9 protein-coding genes are annotated in these 17,755 nt (G+C 69.3%); 1 reads left to right on the top strand and 8 read right to left on the bottom strand.

The window, feature by feature from the left end:
* Positions 1-23: 23 nt before the first annotated feature.
* Positions 24-542 carry a GNAT family N-acetyltransferase gene (locus HDA44_RS36230; RefSeq protein ID WP_184842543.1) on the top strand — a complete coding sequence of 173 codons (519 nt, stop codon included), beginning with the start codon at positions 24-26 and terminating at the stop codon, positions 540-542.
* Here HDA44_RS36230 and HDA44_RS36225 read toward each other — a convergent pair whose 3' ends face one another.
* The 8 genes from HDA44_RS36225 to HDA44_RS36190 form a co-directional block, all read right to left on the bottom strand.
* Positions 543-6,491, bottom strand: coding sequence for an Ig-like domain-containing protein (locus HDA44_RS36225; protein ID WP_238352634.1), 5,949 nt, complete (start codon positions 6,489-6,491; stop codon positions 543-545). It lies immediately after the preceding gene.
* A 108-nt stretch (positions 6,492-6,599) separates the two neighbouring features.
* Positions 6,600-8,810, bottom strand: a complete 2,211-nt coding sequence (locus HDA44_RS36220) for a hypothetical protein (protein ID WP_184842540.1) — start codon at positions 8,808-8,810, stop codon at positions 6,600-6,602.
* The gene (locus tag HDA44_RS36215; RefSeq protein WP_184842537.1) at positions 8,807-9,778 is read right to left on the bottom strand and encodes a glycosyltransferase family 2 protein; all 972 of its coding nucleotides are present in this window, start codon (positions 9,776-9,778) and stop codon (positions 8,807-8,809) included. The genes HDA44_RS36220 and HDA44_RS36215 overlap by 4 nt, the downstream gene beginning before the upstream one ends.
* A gap of 39 nt (positions 9,779-9,817) precedes the next feature.
* Positions 9,818-11,371: a gamma-glutamyltransferase gene (locus HDA44_RS36210; RefSeq protein WP_184842532.1), complete on the bottom strand. Its 1,554-nt coding sequence runs from the start codon at positions 11,369-11,371 to the stop codon at positions 9,818-9,820.
* 106 nt (positions 11,372-11,477) lie between these two features.
* Positions 11,478-14,069, bottom strand: coding sequence for a phenylalanine--tRNA ligase subunit beta (locus HDA44_RS36205; RefSeq protein ID WP_184842528.1), 2,592 nt, complete (start codon positions 14,067-14,069; stop codon positions 11,478-11,480).
* Positions 14,069-15,178 (bottom strand): phenylalanine--tRNA ligase subunit alpha, encoded by a 1,110-nt coding sequence (gene pheS, locus HDA44_RS36200; RefSeq protein ID WP_184842525.1) that lies wholly within the window; start codon positions 15,176-15,178, stop codon positions 14,069-14,071. The genes HDA44_RS36205 and pheS overlap by 1 nt, the downstream gene beginning before the upstream one ends.
* 87 nt (positions 15,179-15,265) lie before the next feature.
* Positions 15,266-16,195 carry a hypothetical protein gene (locus HDA44_RS36195; RefSeq protein WP_184842522.1) on the bottom strand — a complete coding sequence of 310 codons (930 nt, stop codon included), beginning with the start codon at positions 16,193-16,195 and terminating at the stop codon, positions 15,266-15,268.
* A 12-nt stretch (positions 16,196-16,207) separates the two neighbouring features.
* Positions 16,208-17,737 (bottom strand): MFS transporter, encoded by a 1,530-nt coding sequence (locus HDA44_RS36190; protein WP_319044234.1) that lies wholly within the window; start codon positions 17,735-17,737, stop codon positions 16,208-16,210.
* Positions 17,738-17,755: the final 18 nt, after the last annotated feature.

Genomic DNA, 17,755 nt, shown 5'->3' with positions numbered 1-17,755 from the left:
ACTCAGTCGCAGCTGGAGGTGTAGTGAAGTACCTGGAACTCGATCCGGACGACGCGCTCGACCCGGGCGTGCGGGCGGACCTGCTGGACACCTGGGTGGCGGCGACCAACGCCGGCGGCGCGGTCGGGTACACACCGCCGGCGCCGGTCGAGCAGATCGCCGAGAACCTCGACGGCGCTCTCGGCCGGATCGCCAGCGGTACGGATCTACTCGGCGTACTGCACACGGGTGAGCGGTACGCCGGAATGGGCATGCTGGTGAGTCGCGGCAGCGCACTGAACGCGCACTGGCGGACCGTGCTGCGCGTGATGGTTCATCCGGAGTACCAGGGCAACGGCGCCGGCCGGATGCTGATGGAGGGTCTGCGCGGCTCCGCGGTCGATCTCGGCCTGGAGCAACTGCAGCTGACCGTCCGCGGCGGGCTCGGGCTGGAGAACTTCTACGGCCCACTCGGCTACCGCGTCGTCGGCGCCCACCCGCGCGCCGTTCGGGTCGCCCCGGACGACTACCGCGACGAGGTCATGCTGGTGCTGGACCTGTAGTCACTTGCGGGTGCGGGCCATCAGGATCAGGGTCGCGCCGAGGGCGGCGAGCAGGACGCCGAGGGTGAGGACGATCGGCGGGATCCCACCGGTGAGCGGGAAGGCGGCCGGGGCGTACGTGCCGAAGTCGTCGGCGTCCGCGCCGACCGTGAACTTCACCGGTGCGGTGACCGTCTCGCCGGTGTCGTCGGTGCGCTGATACGTGACCTTCGCGGTGCCGGTGAACGCGGCGGCGGGTTTGAGCGTGACCGTGCCGTCCCCGGCGACCGACCACGTGCCCGCGCCGTCGGTCACGTGCTTCGTACACGTGCCTGTCGCCGTGCGGAGACAGACCGAGCTCGGCTGGATCTCGCCGCTGTCGTTGAGCAGCGGATTCACCGCGACCGCGTTGCCCGGCGTACCGGTGGCCGCGTCCGGCGCCGCTCGCGCGAGCAGCGGTCCGGAGACCGTCACGTCGAGCAGCGCGGTGTCGGACGTCCCGTTCGCGTCGGTGACCCGGTAGGCGATCGATCGCGTCGTACCGACAAAACCCTTCACCGGCGTGTACGTGATGGTGCCGCCCACGCCGACGGCGAAGGCACCTTCCTTCGGCACCGTCACGGTCTTCTTCTCCTTGCCGTCCACCGGATCACGCAGCACGACCGACTCCGGCCGGAGCGGTGCGGACGGGTCGCCGGCCTTGTCGTTGCCGAGGACGTTCACCTCGACCGCCGTACCGAAGGCAGTGTCCGCGCTGTCGTCGACGACCACCGGCCGGACCGGAACGACCGTGACGGTGATGGTCGCGCGGGCCGAGTTCCGGTTGCTGTCCTTCACCTCGTACGCGACCGGTCGCGCGGTGCCCGTGAAGGTCGCCGTCGGGCTGAACGTGACCTTGCCGTTGGCAACCACGTACGTACCTTGGCCGGCCACCGTCACGTCATCGACCAGCGCACCGTCGGGCCCGACCAGCAGCAGCGAGTCCGGATCGAGCTTCGCGTCCGGACCTGGCTTGTCGTTGGCGAGTGGGTCGATCGTCACCGCAACGTGCTGCTTGGTCCGCGCGGCGTCGGGCATCGCGACCGGCCGCGCCTGCACGGTCACCGTCAGCGTGGCGGCGCCGATGGTCCCGTTGCGATCCGCGACCTCGTACCCGACCGGGACCGTCGCGCCGGCGAACCCATCGACCGGCGCGAAACGGATCGACCCGTTCGGCTGCACGGTGAAGGTTCCTTCGCCGGGTACGACCAGCGCCGGCAGCGGTTCGCCGGTGACCGGATCGATCACGCGGACACCGGCCGGAACGAGCGGCGCGCTCGCGTCCCCGGGCTTGTCGTTCGCGAGCACGTTCACGCTCAGCGGCGTCTCGTACGCCGTGCTGGCCGCATCGTCCGTGGCGATCGGTACGACCGGCGAGACCGTGACCGAGACGGCCGCACTCGTGGTGTTGCCGGTGGAGTCGGTGACCCGGTACGGGATCGACACGACGCCGCGGTACGCCGGTTCCGGGTCGAACGTGATCTTTCCGGAGGCGGTGTTCACCGTGAACACACCCTGTCCGGGAATCACGGCCTTGCGGTCCCAGTCACCGGCGTACAGTTGCACGCTGGTCCGGTCGAGCTCGGCGCCCGTACCCGGATCGTCGTTCGCCAGCGGATCGACGGTGACCGTCACGTTCTGCTTGGTGGTGACCGCATCCGCCACCGCCGACGGTCCCTTGCCGACCGTCAACAGCAGCAGGCCTTCCGCGGTGGTGCCGTTCGCGTCCGCGATCCGGTACGTCACGGGGGTCGTCACGCCCTGGAAGCCCTTCGCGGGCGTGAACGTGACTGTCCCGTCATTGGCGGCGCGGTAGCTGCCCTCGCCGCCGCGCGTCATCGTCTTGCCGTACCGGCCGGTCGGATCCTTCAGCACCAGACTCGCCGGAACCAGTGGCGCCGACGGATCGCCCGGCTTGTCGTTCGCCAGGACGTTCACCGTGATCGCGTGCTCGAACGGGGTGATCGCCGAGTCGTCGATCGTGACCGGCCAGATCGGCGTGACCGTGACACTGAGCGTCGAGGCCGCGTAGTTCCCGTCCGAGTCGGCGACCCGGTAGTTGATCGGCAGCGCCTTGCCGTGGAACGCCGGAAGCGGATCGAACTCGACCGCTCCCGTCGGCAGCACCGAGTACGTGCCCTGGTTCGCGACCGTCACCTTGCGCACGTACCCGGTGGTGCGCGCGGCCGGATCAATCAGCCCGACCGTGCTCCGGTCGAGCGTCGCGTTGGTCCCCGGGCGGTCGTTGGCCAGGACGCTCACCGTGACGGTGACGTTCTGCAGGGTGGTGGCGCTGTCAGCGATCGCTACCGGTGGGCGGCCGACCGTGACCGTCAGCCGGGCCGTCGTCCTGGTTCCGTTGCGGTCGGCAACCTGGTAGCCGATCGGCGTACCTGGTCCGCGGAACGTCGCGCTCGGCACGAACCGAACTGCTCCCCCGGTGGTCGTGTACACGCCCTCGTTCGGGATGCTCACGGTTACCTTCGGCAATCCGTCGGCCGGGTCGAGGAGCGTCAGACTCGCCGGGACCAGCGGCGCGCTCGGGTCACCCGGCTTGTCGTTCGCCAGCACGTTGATCGTGACCGGCTTGGCGTACGCCGTCCGGGCCGCGTCATCGACCGCGACCGGCATGATCGGCGTGATCGTCACCGCGATCGTCGACCGGGCGGCCTGACCGAACCAGTCAGCGATCCGGTACGTCACCTTGGTCGCCGTACCGGTGAAGGCCGGGAGCGGATACGCGGTGACCGTGCCGTCCGGATTGACCTGGTACACGGCCTGGCCCGGGATCTTCACCAGCTTCTTCTGCGCGCCGTCGGCCGGGTCGAGCAGGGTCAGGCTGCGCGGATCGAGACCGCTGCCGCGGCCCGCCGTGTCGTTGGCGAGCGGCATGACGCGGAGCGGCAGGTTCTGTTTGCCGGTTGCGGTGTCGGGTTCGGCGGTCGGCGCGGGTGGTTTGGCGACCGTGACCGTCAGGGTCGCGGTGGTGATGGTGCCGTTCACGTCGGAGACGCGGTAGCCGATCGGCGTCGCCCGGCCGGTGAACTTCGGCAGCGGGTCGACGACGATCTTGCCTTCGGGCGTGGTCGTGTACGTCGCCTGGCCGGCTACGACGACCGTTGCCTTCGGCTCCTTCGTGGCCGGGTCGATCAGGCGGACACTGCTCGGGACCAGCGGTACGGACGGGTCGCCGGCGTCGTCGTTCGCCAGCACCGGGACGGTCGCCGTCGTGTCGTACGGCGTGGTGGCGGTGTCGTCGGTTGCATCCGGCTGGACTTTCGTGACACGCGCCGTCAGGGTCGACCTCCCGATCGCGCCGTTGCTGTCGGCAACTTGATAGCCGATCGGGGTGGCGGCGCCGCTGAAGGTAGGCAGCGGCTCGAACAGCACCTTGCCGTTCGGCTTCGCGGTGTACTTCCCCTGCCCGGCAATCACGAGTGAGGTCACGGGCCGGGATGAGGCCAGCTGCGCCGGCGGGGCGAGCAGGCGGACGGTTGCCGGGACCAGGGCCGCGCCCGTCGGGCCGGATTTGTCGTTCTCCAGCACAGCGACCACTACCGATCGGCCCTGGAGCGTCGTGATCGTGTCAGGGTTCGCCACCGGCGGCCCCGGCGCGTTCACCGACACCGTCAGCGCCGCCCGCGCGGCCGTACCGTTCTTGTCCAGCACCTGATACGTGACCGCCGTCGCGACGCCACTGAACCCGTGCACCGGCTCGAACGTGACCTTCCCGTCCGCCACCAGATACGTACCCTGCCGAGCAACCGTGATCTTGTCGACCAGCTCATCGCCAACCGGATCAACCAGCTTCAAGGTCGCCGGCACCAACGGCGCATCCGGCGACCCGGGCAGATCGTTCTCCAGCACCGGCACGACAACCTCGGTGTCGAACGCGGTAGACACCGAATCACCGTTGGCAACCGGAGTCACCACCCGAACAGTCACCGTCAGCGTCGACTCGGCCGTCTGCTTCGTACTGTCGCTGACCCGATAACCGATCGACGTACCGACTCCGGTGAACCGTGGCCGCGGAACGAAATCCACACCCCCGTCCGGCTTCACCACGTACTCGCCCTCGCTCGCGATCACGACCTTCTTCTTGAACGTCGCGTCCGCCGGATCACGCAGGACGACCGAGCCGGGTACGAGCGTGACGCCCGCGGCCGCGCTGTCGTTGGCCAGCGGCTTCACCGAAACGCTGACGTTCTGCGGCGTACTGATGGTGTCCGGGTTCGCCACCGGCCGGTCCGGCAGCGCGACGGTCACGGTCAGCTTCGCGGTAGCGGTCGTCCCGTTGCCGTCGGCAACCCGATAGGTGACCGGCTTGGCCGCGCCGAAGAACCCCGGCACCGGTTCGACCCGGATCGTCCCGTCGGCGTTGGCCACGTACTTCGCCTGGCCGACCACGTTCACCATCGGAACGCAGTTGCTCCCGTCGATCAGGCACAGCGTCGCGGGCGCCAGCGGCGTACCCGGATCACCCGGCTTGTCGTTGGCGAGCACCTTCACCACCACGGCCGTGCCGAACGCGGTGGTCGCGGTGTCGTCGGTCAGCACCGGCGGAGGCGGCGGCGTGATCGGCAGCGGGTAGTCCTCGACCTCGCCGGAGTCCGCCGCACCGGTCGGTTTCTCGACCTGCGCGTCGTTGTAGCCGACCCGCACTCGCGCGTACGCGGCTCCTGCCTTCGGAGCGAGCTCGGTCCAGCGCAACGTCACCGTGCTTTGGCCGGCCGCGAACGGCGCACAGGCGCGCTCGCCCGGATCGAAGCTGCCGTTCAGGTTGACGTCGATCCACGCACAAGCCCGCCCGGCCTTCGACGCGCCGGTCAGCCGCAGGTCGGCCGCGTACGTGGTCTGGTTGGTGCGCAGCGGCTTGAACACGACGCCGTCGTCGCCCTGGTCCGGCGTGACCGGGCCAGTCGTACCGTTCGCGACGCCCGCGTTGTCCTCGGTGACGTCCTTCCCGAGGTGTACGTCGCTGATCACCGACGACGCGGTGCCGTACGACGCGGGTGCATCGCCGAAGTCCTCCGGTGTGGACGCGACGATCGAGAACGCGTCACCGGACGAACCGTTGTTCGTCGCGGGCAGTTTCGGGTGCTTGGTGAACAAGGCAGTGACGCCGAAGGTCACCTTGGTCACGACACCGTTCACGCGGACCGAGCCGCACGCCGCCGTCGCCGAGGCGTCCAGACCGGACGAGGACTTGGTGTTCACGCAGTTCGGGCCGCTGTCGTCGTTGGCCGCGGTGATCGTGTCACTGGTGACCGCGAGGTTGTTGCCCGGGCCAAGTGCCCTGCGTCGGAGATTGTTTGAGTGATTGCGGTGTCCAGGTGCGTGCATCGTGGTGGCGGAGGGGCAGCCTCGATGTTTTTCCATCGTGGCTGTTCCTCCGCTGCCGCGAGGTGCGTGCCTGGGCGCCGCAAGCACCAAAGAATCTCCGATGCAGGGCACTAGCTTCGTCAGGCTGAGACCAGCGGTGCTGAGCTTGAGGATCGCGTGCAGTTCGGACTGCGCGGTCGTACGGTTGCTTACCGTCCGGGTGACGGAGCCGCCGATGCCGCCGAGGTGCAGGACCGGGTTCCGGACCGGCTGGGAGAACGCGATCGTGATCGTGCCGCGGTCGCCACAACCGCCGGTGGACGCGCAGTCGCCGGTGTTCACCACCACGTCCTGCGCGGGAGTCGTCTTGGCGAGCGCGGGCTGGTAGGTAGTCGGCCCGAGGCCGCGGAACGCGACCGTCGTCGGGTCACCGAGCTCGGTCTGCCCGGTTGCCGTGATCGTCTGCCGCAAACCGGAACCCGGCATCACGGTGGTCGCGGAGTCGCCGGCCGCGAACGGCGCGGTCGGCACCTGGTACGCGGTGGCGGTACCGGCGTTGAGGAGAACGGTGGCGAGCACAATCGCCAGGCCCGCTCGGGTTGCCCGCATCTGTCCCGCCCTCCCGAGCATGTCACGGCACTGCCAATTGCTGCGGCCGCGGGCGGGCGGACCTGCGTACAAGCTAACGGCGTACGCCGACCCGATGTTACGGGAGAACTACTCTCCGAGGTCGTAGATCCGGACCTTGCCGATGCTGTGTCGCAGCACGGCAAGCTGATCCAGCGCGGGCGCCACCGGGCCGTTGCGCGCATCGGCGTACAGCCAGCGCACGCCGTACTGGGCACGCAGCCGTTGCAGTACCTCAGGTGTCGGCGCGGTCAAGGCCTGTTCGGTCAGTGCGACCCGGTCCGGCCACGGCGACGGCTGCTGGGTGTAGCGGAGACCGCCTTCGCCCTGCTTCGCCATCGCCTGGTTCGTGTACGCCCAGCCTTCGATCAGCGTGCGCCGCCCGGCGATCCCACTGACCAGGTAGCCGCGAGCATCGCACCCTGGTGCCGGACGACCGGCCGGGCGGCACCAGGTGTTCGTCGCGACCACATCCGTTGCGGCGGAGTTCTGGCCGAGCCACAACGCGGCCTCGGCCTCATCCGGGTACACCCACCAGTGCGCTGCCCGGTACGTCGGTGCCTTCTCCGTGTCACCACGTACGGCGCTCTGCAGCAACGAACTGATCGGTGCGGTCGACAGCAACACCAGTACGACGAGCATGCCGCCACCTGCTTGCCGGAAGAACAGGCGCCACGCCAGCACCAGTACGAGCGTGATGCCGAGGACTGCAAGCAGCAGCTGGGTACTGAACCACAGCTGGCGACCTGTCGACGGAGCAGGCACGCCGCGTACCCAGACGAGCAGTCCGGCGTAGCAGATCGACAGTACGAAAGCAGCGATCGCTATCGGAACCGGACGACTGGCCTTGCGGGCACTGGTCGCCGCGAACCAACCTGCACCGGCCAGACTGAACGGTGCGGCCGTGTAGACGAAGTACGACTCGCTGACGGACGGGTGGTCCACCAGCAGGTACCCGGCCCAGCCGGCGACCATTGCACCGAGTAGGAACCAGGCAACCACGTCCTTGCGGCCGACGACGCCCAGACCTGCCCATGACATCGCCTGAAGCGTCAGCAGCAGTCCCAGCAAGAGGCTGAGGGTTCCGAGCACCGCACCGTGCGAGAGCGCCGGCAGGATCAGTCCGCCGGCACCTGGCTGCGTGGTGTCGCCAGTCGCGGCGGTGTAGACGGGTAGCGACTTCAGTACGGCCAGGAACTGCACATGCGAACCGCTAGTACTTCCGGCGACCGTCAGGAACGTGACTGCACCAACCAGGAGCAGTACTGCGGTAGTACCGATCAGCCGCCAGGGCAGCCGCCTGGTTGTCACCAGCAAGTAGAGCGCAGCCAAACCAACAGCGGCGACCAGCAGCGGCAGTACGGTCGGTTTGGAGCCACCACCGACGATGGCGATCGGCACAATCAACAGCCAGAGCCACCGGCTGCCGCCCTTGAACAGCAGGTCGATCAGGAACACCGCTACCGCAACGGCCGCGATCATCCCGAACGTCTGCGATGGACTGAGCAGACTGACCGGTGGTGCCAAGTTCACGCTCGTATCGACCAGCAGGAACAGTTGCGGGGCGGCTAGTGCGAGCGCCGCGAGTACGCCGGTCCACCACGTACGGCTGACCTGACGAGCGAGAGTCGCGCAGACGAGCAGTGCGACGACCAGCCAGGGCAGAATCCAGAGGCGGAACAGGACCACCATCGGAGTCAGCCGGGTGACATCAACAGCCGCGGCCATGTCGGCGTTGGCGAACCAGTGGTAGTCGAGCGGCTCCCCCACGACCTGTGGCGTCTCCGGCGGTAGTGCCCGAGTCAGCTCATGCACCATCGACAGGTGGTACAGCAGGTCCGGGTAGTACGCCTCACCGTTCGGCGGCATCGGGTGGTACGCCATCACGCCCAGCGTGGTCGCGCCGACCATGACCGCGGCCGACACCGCCAAACCCCAGGTCCACAGAACCGGCAGTGGTTTCGGGTCGGTGATCCGCCAGTACTTCCGGCCCGCGATCGCGAAGCCGGCCAGTACCAGTGCCGGCCAGATGATCAACCAGCGTTGCCAGCCGAGCGCGGTGAAGATCGCCCAGCCGATCAGCTGCCAGGTCGCGCCGACGACCGACCCGAGCCCGAGGTCCTCGGCCCAGTTGCCAGTACTACGCCAGACCGCGCGCAGCAGCAACGTCCCCGGTAGGGCGATCGCGCCCACGAAGTACGCCGCGTACTTGACCAGTGGACCGGCACCGACATCACCGAGCGACGCGAACCCGGCGGCCAGAACCAGAATCGGCAGCAGCCACGGGACGTACCGCCTCATCTGTTGGTGACCGGGTCCTGATGACCGTGGTCTTCGAGGCTGTCGTATCCGACGAGGAACTGCGGGCGCCGCTGGCTCGACTGGAACAGCCGCGCTACGTACTCACCTAGTAGACCCAGGCAGAACAGCTGGATCGCGCCGATCACGCTGACCGCCAGCACGGTCGACGTCCAGCCGGGGATGCTCCGGCCGGTCAGCTTGATCACCAGCGCACCGACCACGAACAGCCCGGACATCGCGCCACCGAGCAGACCCAGCCAGGTCGCCAGTCGCAGCGGCGCGGCCGAGAACGCGGTCACGCTGTCGAACGCCAGCCGCACCATCTTGGACAGGTTGTACTTCGTCGTACCGGCGGCGCGCTCGGCCCGGACGTACCGGACCTCGGTGCTCGGGAAGCCCAGCCACGGGATCACCAGCCGGAACACCCGGCCGTCGTCCGGCAGCGCGTTCACCGCGTCGACCACGCGCCGCGTCACCAGCCGGAAGTCGGCCGCGTCGAACGGGATCTGCTTGCCGACCAGCCGGCACATCAACCGGTAGTACAGCCGGGCCGTCGTACGCTTCGGCCAGCTGTCGCTGGAGCGGTCGGAGCGGACGCCGTACACGACGTCGACGTCCTGCTCGCGGACCGTGGCCAGGAACTCCGCGATCACTTCCGGCGGGTCCTGCAGATCGGCGTCGATCGTGACCACGTACCGGCCGCGTGCCCGGCGGAAACCGGCCGACTGGGCGGCCTGATGACCGCTGTTCCGGAGCAGCCGGACGACGCGGAGCTGCGGCCAGTCCTTCGCCGCGTCCAGCAGCAGCGCGGCGGTCCGGTCCCGGCTGCCGTCGTCGACGACCAGCAGCTCGTACGTGCTGCCCAGGCCGTCGAGCAGCGGGTGCATCCGCTCGAAGAAGATCGGCAGCACCTCCTCCTCGTCGTACATCGGTACGACGACGGAGAGCTCGGGCTGGGTGTCCCGCATCAGCTGCCTTCCGGTTCCATCACTACGAAGATCTCGACCTTACAAGTCTCCGGGCGGGGAGATCGCCACCGCGCCGGTGCGGCGCGGGTCGCCGACCGCGAGCAGGCCGTCGGCCGGATCCCAGAACGCGGCCGCGACCCCGCCGAAGTACATCGAGTGCGGCGGCATCGACCGGGCCGGCAGCGCGGTCGAACCGGACACCGGAAGATCGTCCTCGTAGTCGACGGTCACGTCCTCGCGGACCCGGACATGCAGGCGCGGGTGCTCGACCGCCTCCCGAAGCGGGAGGCCGCCGTGCGTGTAGAGCGCGTACACCTGGGCCAGCGCGGTCGGAATCCGGTCCGAACCAGGCGAACTGAGCGCCAGCACCGCGCCGTCACTGCTCCGGCGGGCGACGCTCGGCGCCATGTTCGAGGTCAGGCGCGTGCCGGGCGCGAGACTGTGCGGCCCGCCGTGCAACAGCTCCTGCTCGCCGAGCGCGTTGTTCAGATAGATCCCGGTGCCCGGCGTCAGTACGCCCGAGCCGTACCCGGACGAGACCGTGATCGCGCAGGCGTCACCCTCGTCGTCGACAACCGACACCGTCGCCGTACTCGGCGAGGTCAGCGCGCGCAGATCACCGGCCGCGGCCAGATCGAGCAGCCGCTGCCCCTCCAGTTTGCGTACGTCCTCGGTGTCCAACTCGGCGAGGCGCCGGCCGAGCACCGCGTACTGTACGTCGACCAGTCGCTCCAGCTCCGACTGCCGCCAGCTCCCGTCGGCCGGTACGCCGTCGAGCAAGGCGAGCATCGCCGCGACCGCGACGCCGCCAACCGCGGGTGGTGGATTCGTCGCGAACCGCCACCCGTTCTGCTCGACCACGAGCGCCGGGCGTACGACAGCCTCGTACGCCGCCAGGTCCGCGGCCGTCAGAATGCCTTCGTTCGCGGCCATGTCGTGCACCAGCAACTGGGCGAGCTGACCCGTGTACATCGTCTCGGCGCCGTCGCGGGCGATCAGCTCCAGCGCCTCGGCCAGCTCCGGGATCACCACCGTCGTACCGGCCTTGATCACCTCGCCGTCCCCGTCGTGCACGACGCCGTGGCTCGGTTGATGCCAGCCGAAGATGATCTCGTGGGTGAACCCGAGGTAGTAGCCCGACGTCCGGCTCAGCGCGAAACCGTTCCGGGCGATGTCGATCGCGGGCTGGACCACCTCACGCCACGGCGCCTTGCCGGACCGCTCGTGGGCGAGCGCGAGTGCCTTCATCCCGCCCGGAGTCGCGACCGAACCGTGGCCGACGGTGGTCGTCGTGCCGCCGCCGTAATCGGTGGTGACATCCCAGACGCCACGGCCGAACCGGTCACCCGGCAGACCGCGGCCGGGCATCTCCACCCAGCCGTCGATCGTGACCGCCGGACCGCCCGCGACCTGCAGCGTGACGAAACCGCCGGAAGCCGGCGAGACTACGCCGATCTCGTTCACCATCGTGACCAGCGTGGCGGCGATCGCGGCATCCACCGCGTTCCCACCCTCGGCGGCCACCCGCACCCCGGCATCCGCCGCTGCCGAGTTAGGCGCCGCCACCGCCACCCGGGGGTGACCGCCACTCATCGCGCACCCCCGGCGCGCCGGCGCCTCACGCCCGCATCCCCCGCGCGCCGGCGCCTGGCGCCCGTATCCCCCGCGTGCCGGCGCCTGGCGCCCGTGCTCATGGTGGTCAGCCGACCCGCTGGACGGCGCCGAATCGGTCGACCGCCACCTGCACCGCCGCCTGCCGCGCGCCGGCGACCTCGTTCTCCTTCAGGGTCCGGTCCGGAGCGCGGAACCGGAGCGCGAACGCCAGCGACTTCTTCCCCTCGCCGATCTGCTCACCCGTGTACACGTCGAACAGCCGGACCGCCTCCAGCAGCTCACCCGCGCCCTCGGTCAACGCGGCCTGCACCTCCGCCGACGAAACCTCGGCCGGAACGATCAGCGCCACGTCTTCCTTGGCCACCGGGTACGACGAGAAGGGCCGCGCCGAGATCGACTCCGGCGCCGCGTCGATCAGCGCACCGAGGTTCAGCTCGACCGCGCTCGACCGGGCCGGCAGACCGAACGCCTGGCACACCTTCGGGTGCAGCTCACCCGCGTGACCGATCACGGTGCCGTCGATCGAGAACTCGGCGCAACGGCCCGGATGCCACGGCGCGTACTCCGCGTTCCGTACGACCGGCTCGACGCCCACCGCGGACGCGATCAGCCGCGCGACCTGTACCGCGTCCGCCCAGCCGGCCGGACTGCCCTTGCCCCACCAACCAGTCGGGGTCAGCGCGCCGGTCAGCACCACGCCGACGTGCAGCGGCTGGTCCGGGAGCGCGTCGTACAGAGCCTGGATCTCGGCGTCGCTCGGCCGCTGGGCGACCGACGGGAGCGGGGCGGGTTTGGTCTCCGCCTTCGGGAGGAAAACCAGGCCGGTCTGGAAGATCGCCAGGTCACTCGCGCCGCGCCCGACGTTCCGCTCGGCGGTCCGGAGCAGGGTCGCGAGCAGCGTGGTCTGCATCGACGGTTCTTCGTCGGAGATCGGGTTGACCAGTTGCACCGTCGTACGCCGTGAATCGTCGGCCGGAAGCCCGAGCGCGTCGAAGTCGGCCGGGCCGGTGAACGGGTACGACACCACTTCGGTCAGCCCGGCACCCACCAGCGCCGTCGCCACCCGCCGGCGCCGCTTCTGTGCAATCGTCAGCCCCTGCCCACCCGCAGCGGCCGGCAACACCGAAGGCACGTTGTCATACCCGAACAGCCGAATAACTTCTTCCGCAAAGTCATTCGGATCCACAAGATCCGGCCGCCAAGACGGCGGAGTCACAGTCAGCAGATCATCACCAGCAACCACTCCACCACCTACAACACCTCTGGCGTCAGCCGGTGCGCCGGCGGTGATCACCAAGGCAGGGGCGTGTACACCGGCAGCCAACGGAGCCGCGACCGCGTCAGCCGCGGCGGCCTCGACCGTGCAGCCCACCGACTCCAGATGCCGAACGGTTTCCTCGATGGTGATTGGGGCGCCGGCTACGCGGGCGGGGTGGTCGGCTCGGAGGTTTACCGGGGCGGGCTTGGGGTGGGTGTCGATGACTGTCTCGTCCGGCAGCGTGGTGCCGCCGGCGTGTTCGGTGAGGAGGTCGGCGACGCGCTGGGCCGCGTACCTCGGCAGGTTCGGGTCGACCTCGCGTTCCCACCGCTTCGAACCCTCGGTGGACAGCTTGTGCCGGCGTGACGTCCGCGCGATCACGATCGCGTCGAAGTGCGCCGCCTCGATCACCACGTCCCGCGTCGTCGCCGACAGCTCGGTGGTCGCCCCGCCCATCACTCCGGCAAGCCCGATCGGACCGGAAGCGTCGGTGATCAGCAGGTCCTCGGCGTCCAGCTCGCGGGTCTGGTCGTCCAGCGTGACCAGCTTCTCGCCCTGCTGTGCCCGCCGGACCACGATCTCCCCGGACAGCAGATTCTTGTCGTACCCGTGGATCGGGTTGCCCAGCTCGAGCATCACGTAGTTGGTGATGTCGACCGCGATCGAGATCGGCCGCATCCCCGACGCGAGCAGGCGCTTCTGCATCCACCGCGGTGACGTCGCCGCCGGGTCGATCCCGGTCACGGTCCGCGTCACGAACACACTGCACGCGTCCGCGTCATCCACCCGGACCGGATAACCATCCACCCCGGAGCCGGTCGGCGTCAGGCCGGCCGGGTCGCTCAGCGGCACCCCGTACGCGGTCGCGACCTCGCGCGCGACACCGCGGATCGACAGGCAGTACCCACGATCCGGCGTCACCGCGATGTCGAGCACGTCGTCGCGCAGCGCGAGCAGCTCGATCGCGTCGTCACCCGGCTGCCCTTCGCCCGGCTCGAGCACCACGATCCCGTGCGTACCGTCGTCGCCCAGCCCGAGCTCGGAGCTGGAGCAGATCATCCCGTTGGAGACGTGCCCGTACGTCTTCCGGGCCGCGATCGCGAACCCACCGGGCAGCACCGCGCCCGGCAGCACGACCACGACCAGGTCGCCGACCTCGAAGTTGTGCGCGCCGCAGACCACCCATTGCGGCTCGGCCGCGCCGATGTCCAGCGAGCACCAGCGGATCGTCTTGCCGTTCTTCTGCGGCTCGTTCTCGTACGTCAGCACCTTGCCGACCACGAGCGGCCCGGTCAGGTCCGACTCCTCGACGGTCTCCACCTCGAGGCCGGCCCGGATCAGCTGCTCCGCGACCTCGCGCCCGGTGACCGCGGCCGGGAGCTCGACGTACTCACGCAGCCATGACAGTGGGACTCGCATCAGATCTCCATCCCGAACTGGCGGCTGAACCGCACGTCACCCTCGACCATGTCCCGCATGTCCTCGACCCCGTTGCGGAACATCAGCGTCCGCTCCAGGCCCATCCCGAACGCGAAACCGGAGTACCGGTCGGTGTCGATGCCGTTCGCCCGCAGCACCCGTGGGTTCACCACGCCGCAGCCGCCCCACTCGATCCAGCCCTCGCTGCCACACGTACGGCACGGGCGGTCCGGGTTGCCGACGGACGCGCCGCGGCAGACGAAGCACTTCAGGTCCACCTCGGCCGACGGCTCGGTGAACGGGAAGAAGTTCGGCCGGAGCCGCGCTTCCAGGCCTTCGCCGAACATCGACACGACGAAGTGGTCAAGGGTGCCCTTGAGGTGCGCCAGCGTGATGCCTTCGTCCACCACCAGGCCCTCGACCTGGTAGAAGACCGGCGTGTGGGTCGCGTCCAGCTCGTCGGTACGGAACACGCGGCCCGGGCAGATCACGTGGATCGGTGGCTTCCGGGAGAGCATCGAGCGCGACTGGACGGGCGAGGTGTGCGTACGCAACACCTTGCCGGAGCCGGCCGGCTCGACGAAGAACGTGTCCTGCATCTGCCGCGCCGGGTGGTCGGGCTGGAAATTCAGGGCGTCGAAGTTCAGCCACTCGGCCTCCACCTCGGGGCCTTCGGCGACCTCCCAGCCGAGCGCGGTGAAGACATCCGCGACCTGCTCGGAGATCAGCGACAGCGGGTGCCGCGCGCCGAGCCGCGGGGTGTGCCACGGCAGCGTGACGTCGACCCGCTCGGTGGCCAGCATCAGCTCCTCGCGCGCGGCCTCGAGCACCGCGAGCCGCGCCGCGAAGCCCTCGTTGATCGCCTTCCGGGCGGCACCGATCCGCTGCCCGGCCTCCTTGCGGGCCTGCGGCGGCAGCGCGCCGATCTCCCGGTTGGCCAGCACGATCGGCGACTTGTCGCCGAGATGGGCGAGCTTCGCCTCCTGCAGGGCAGCCAGATCGGCCGCCCCGGTAAACGCCGTCAGCGCCTCGTCGCGGGTCCGCTCCACCTCTTCGGCATGCAGCGGCGTCACTTCGACCGGGTCGTAATCAGTGTTGGGACCGGACATGGCTCGCTCTCGATTCGGAACTTCTGCGACTTGCAGTCTAGGAAGCCGAGCCCCGAGAGCGTGAATCGGCTGTCCACAACCCGCCGATCAGGCCGTCCGGCGGCGCAGCCGGACGAACCCCACCAGAACCACCAGACCCGCCACCAGACCGACGAGACCGGCCGGTACGAGGAAGCCCGGCGTGGTCGACGCGCCTCCTGACGGCGGCGGGACCCACAGCGGATCGGACCCACGTCGCGGCTCCGGTTCCGGGGTCCAGAGCAGCCCGAGAACGACGGAGGCCGCGGCCAGTACGGACCCGACCGCTCCCATCACCAGGCCGGCGGTCCCGGGCAGTGTCACCGGGTCGGCCCGGCCGCGCCGGACCTGATTCACCAGCAGAAAGGCCACGATCGCCGGGCCGAACAGCGCCACGAACCAGGCCACCGTCACCAGCGCCGCCGGTTCCCCGCCCGGCAGCACGTACGGGCACGCCACGAACGTCAATGCGGTCAGCAGGGCGACGGTTCCGGCCAGAACGGTCATCCGCGCCTCACGCCGGTCCGGCGGCATCCGGTTGAGGGCGGCGGCCAGCAGCGCGTACGGGATCATCAGGAACGAGGTCCACAGCATCAGGTTCACGACCCACTGCGTCTCGTTCGGGTACTGCGGCTGGATCCGCGCCAGCTCACGCTTTGTCAGCCCGGACCGCTCCGCCCAGCCGCTCAGTACTACCGGGTCCATGTCGTCGATCCGGGCCAGGTTGGCATCAGCCGCGATCCGGCGTACAAGCTGCTCATCGCCGGAACCGCGCATCAGCTGACCGACCGCACAGTGCCGTCCCGCGCGATCGACGAAGTACGGCGTACGCCCGAGGCTGGTGTCATTCCGCGGAAACGCACGGCTCTTCCGGTACTCGCGCAGTACGTCCAGGTTGCGCAGCCGCTCCGGATGCGACGACGTACGGTGACGAATCTCCTGCTCCGCGGTCCACAAGTGAATCCTGGTCGGCAGGTCGATCAGCCACCGTCTCGTCATCGGCCAATCGTGTCAGTGCACCGGGTCGTTCACCGTGGGTACAGGCTCCTCTTCGGACTTGCGGGCGCCACGTGGCAGCACCACGACAGCGACGACCGCACCGGCGAGCGCACCGGCCGCGCCGACCATCATCGCGATCGACATCGCGTCGACGAACGCGTGCTTCGCGGCCTCGAAGAAGTCCGGCCCCAAGGCGAGCGTGTCGGCGATCGACTTCCGCGCCGGCTCGGGCACTACGTCCGGCAGCTTCGACGAGTACGACGCGGCCAGCACGCTGCCGAGTACGGCAACCGACAACGCCGCACCGGTCTGCTGGACGGTGTCGTTCATCGCCGAGCCGACACCGCGGTGTTCGGCCGGGACTGCCTGCATCAGCAGCGTGTACGCCGCCGGACCGGCCAGCCCGGCGCCGACACCCATCACCAGCAGGCCAAGGATGAGCAGCCCGTACCCGGTGGTGTCGGACACCTGCGCCAGGATCAGGAAGCTGCCCGCGATGATCAGCAGCCCGAGCGAGATCAGCGTCCGGTCGGCCACCTTCTTGCCGAGCGTCGCGCCCAGTCCGTTGAACAACGCCGCCGCCACCGCGTACGGGAGCAACGCCAACCCGGCTTTCAGCGGTGAGTACTGCAACGCGAACTGCAGGTACTGCGTCAGCGCCAGCATCAATCCACCGGCGGTGAACGACAACAGCACGATCGAGAAGCTCGTACCGCTGAACCGCCGGTCCTTGAACAGCGCCAGCGGCACCATCGGATGCGCGCTGCGCTTCTCCCAGAGCGCGAACGCGGTCAGCGAGACCACGCCGAGCACCAGCATCCCGATCACCCGGCCGGAACCCCAGCCGTGCAGTGGGATCGAGACGATCGCCCAGACGATCGATGCCATCCCGACCATGGTCAGGATCGCGCCGACGGCGTCGATGTTGCGCGCCGGGCCCTTCGACTCCGGGATCAGCGCCAGCGTGCCGACGATGGCGAGGATCGCGATCGGCACGTTCATCAGGAAGATCGAGCCCCACCAGAAGTGGTTCAGCAGTACGCCGCCGACGGTCGGCCCAGCGACCACGCCGACCATCGCGACCATCGACCAGGCCGCCATCGCCTTGCGGTGCTCGGCCGGCGGGAAGACGGTGAACAGCAGCGACAGCGTGCTCGGCATCAGCAGCGAGCCGCCGACGCCCATCAGGCCGCGGCAGGCGATCAGCTGCCAGGGGTTCTCGGCGAGGGTCGCCAGCATCGAGGCCAGCCCGAACACGACCAGACCGAGCAGCAGCATCTTCCGCCGGCCGAACCGGTCGGACAGGCTGCCCGCGGTCAGCAGCAGGCCGGCGAACGCCAGGATGTACGCGTCGATCACCCACTGGATGTCCGCGGGGGTCGCGTCCAGGTCGCGCATCAGCGACGGGATCGCCAGGTTCAGGACGGTGTTGTCGACCACCAGCACCATCAGGGCCAGGCACAGGATCATCAGGATCCACCAGCGCCGGGGATGGCCGGTGCCGGTGGCAGTCTCAGAGGACTCGAACGGTGTACTAGTCACTCGCACACTGTACGACGA

The organism is Kribbella solani (assembly GCF_014205295.1).
GTDB lineage: Bacteria > Actinomycetota > Actinomycetes > Propionibacteriales > Kribbellaceae > Kribbella > Kribbella solani.
Note: the sequence above shows the minus strand (reverse complement) of the source record. Positions and strands in the feature narration are given on the sequence as shown.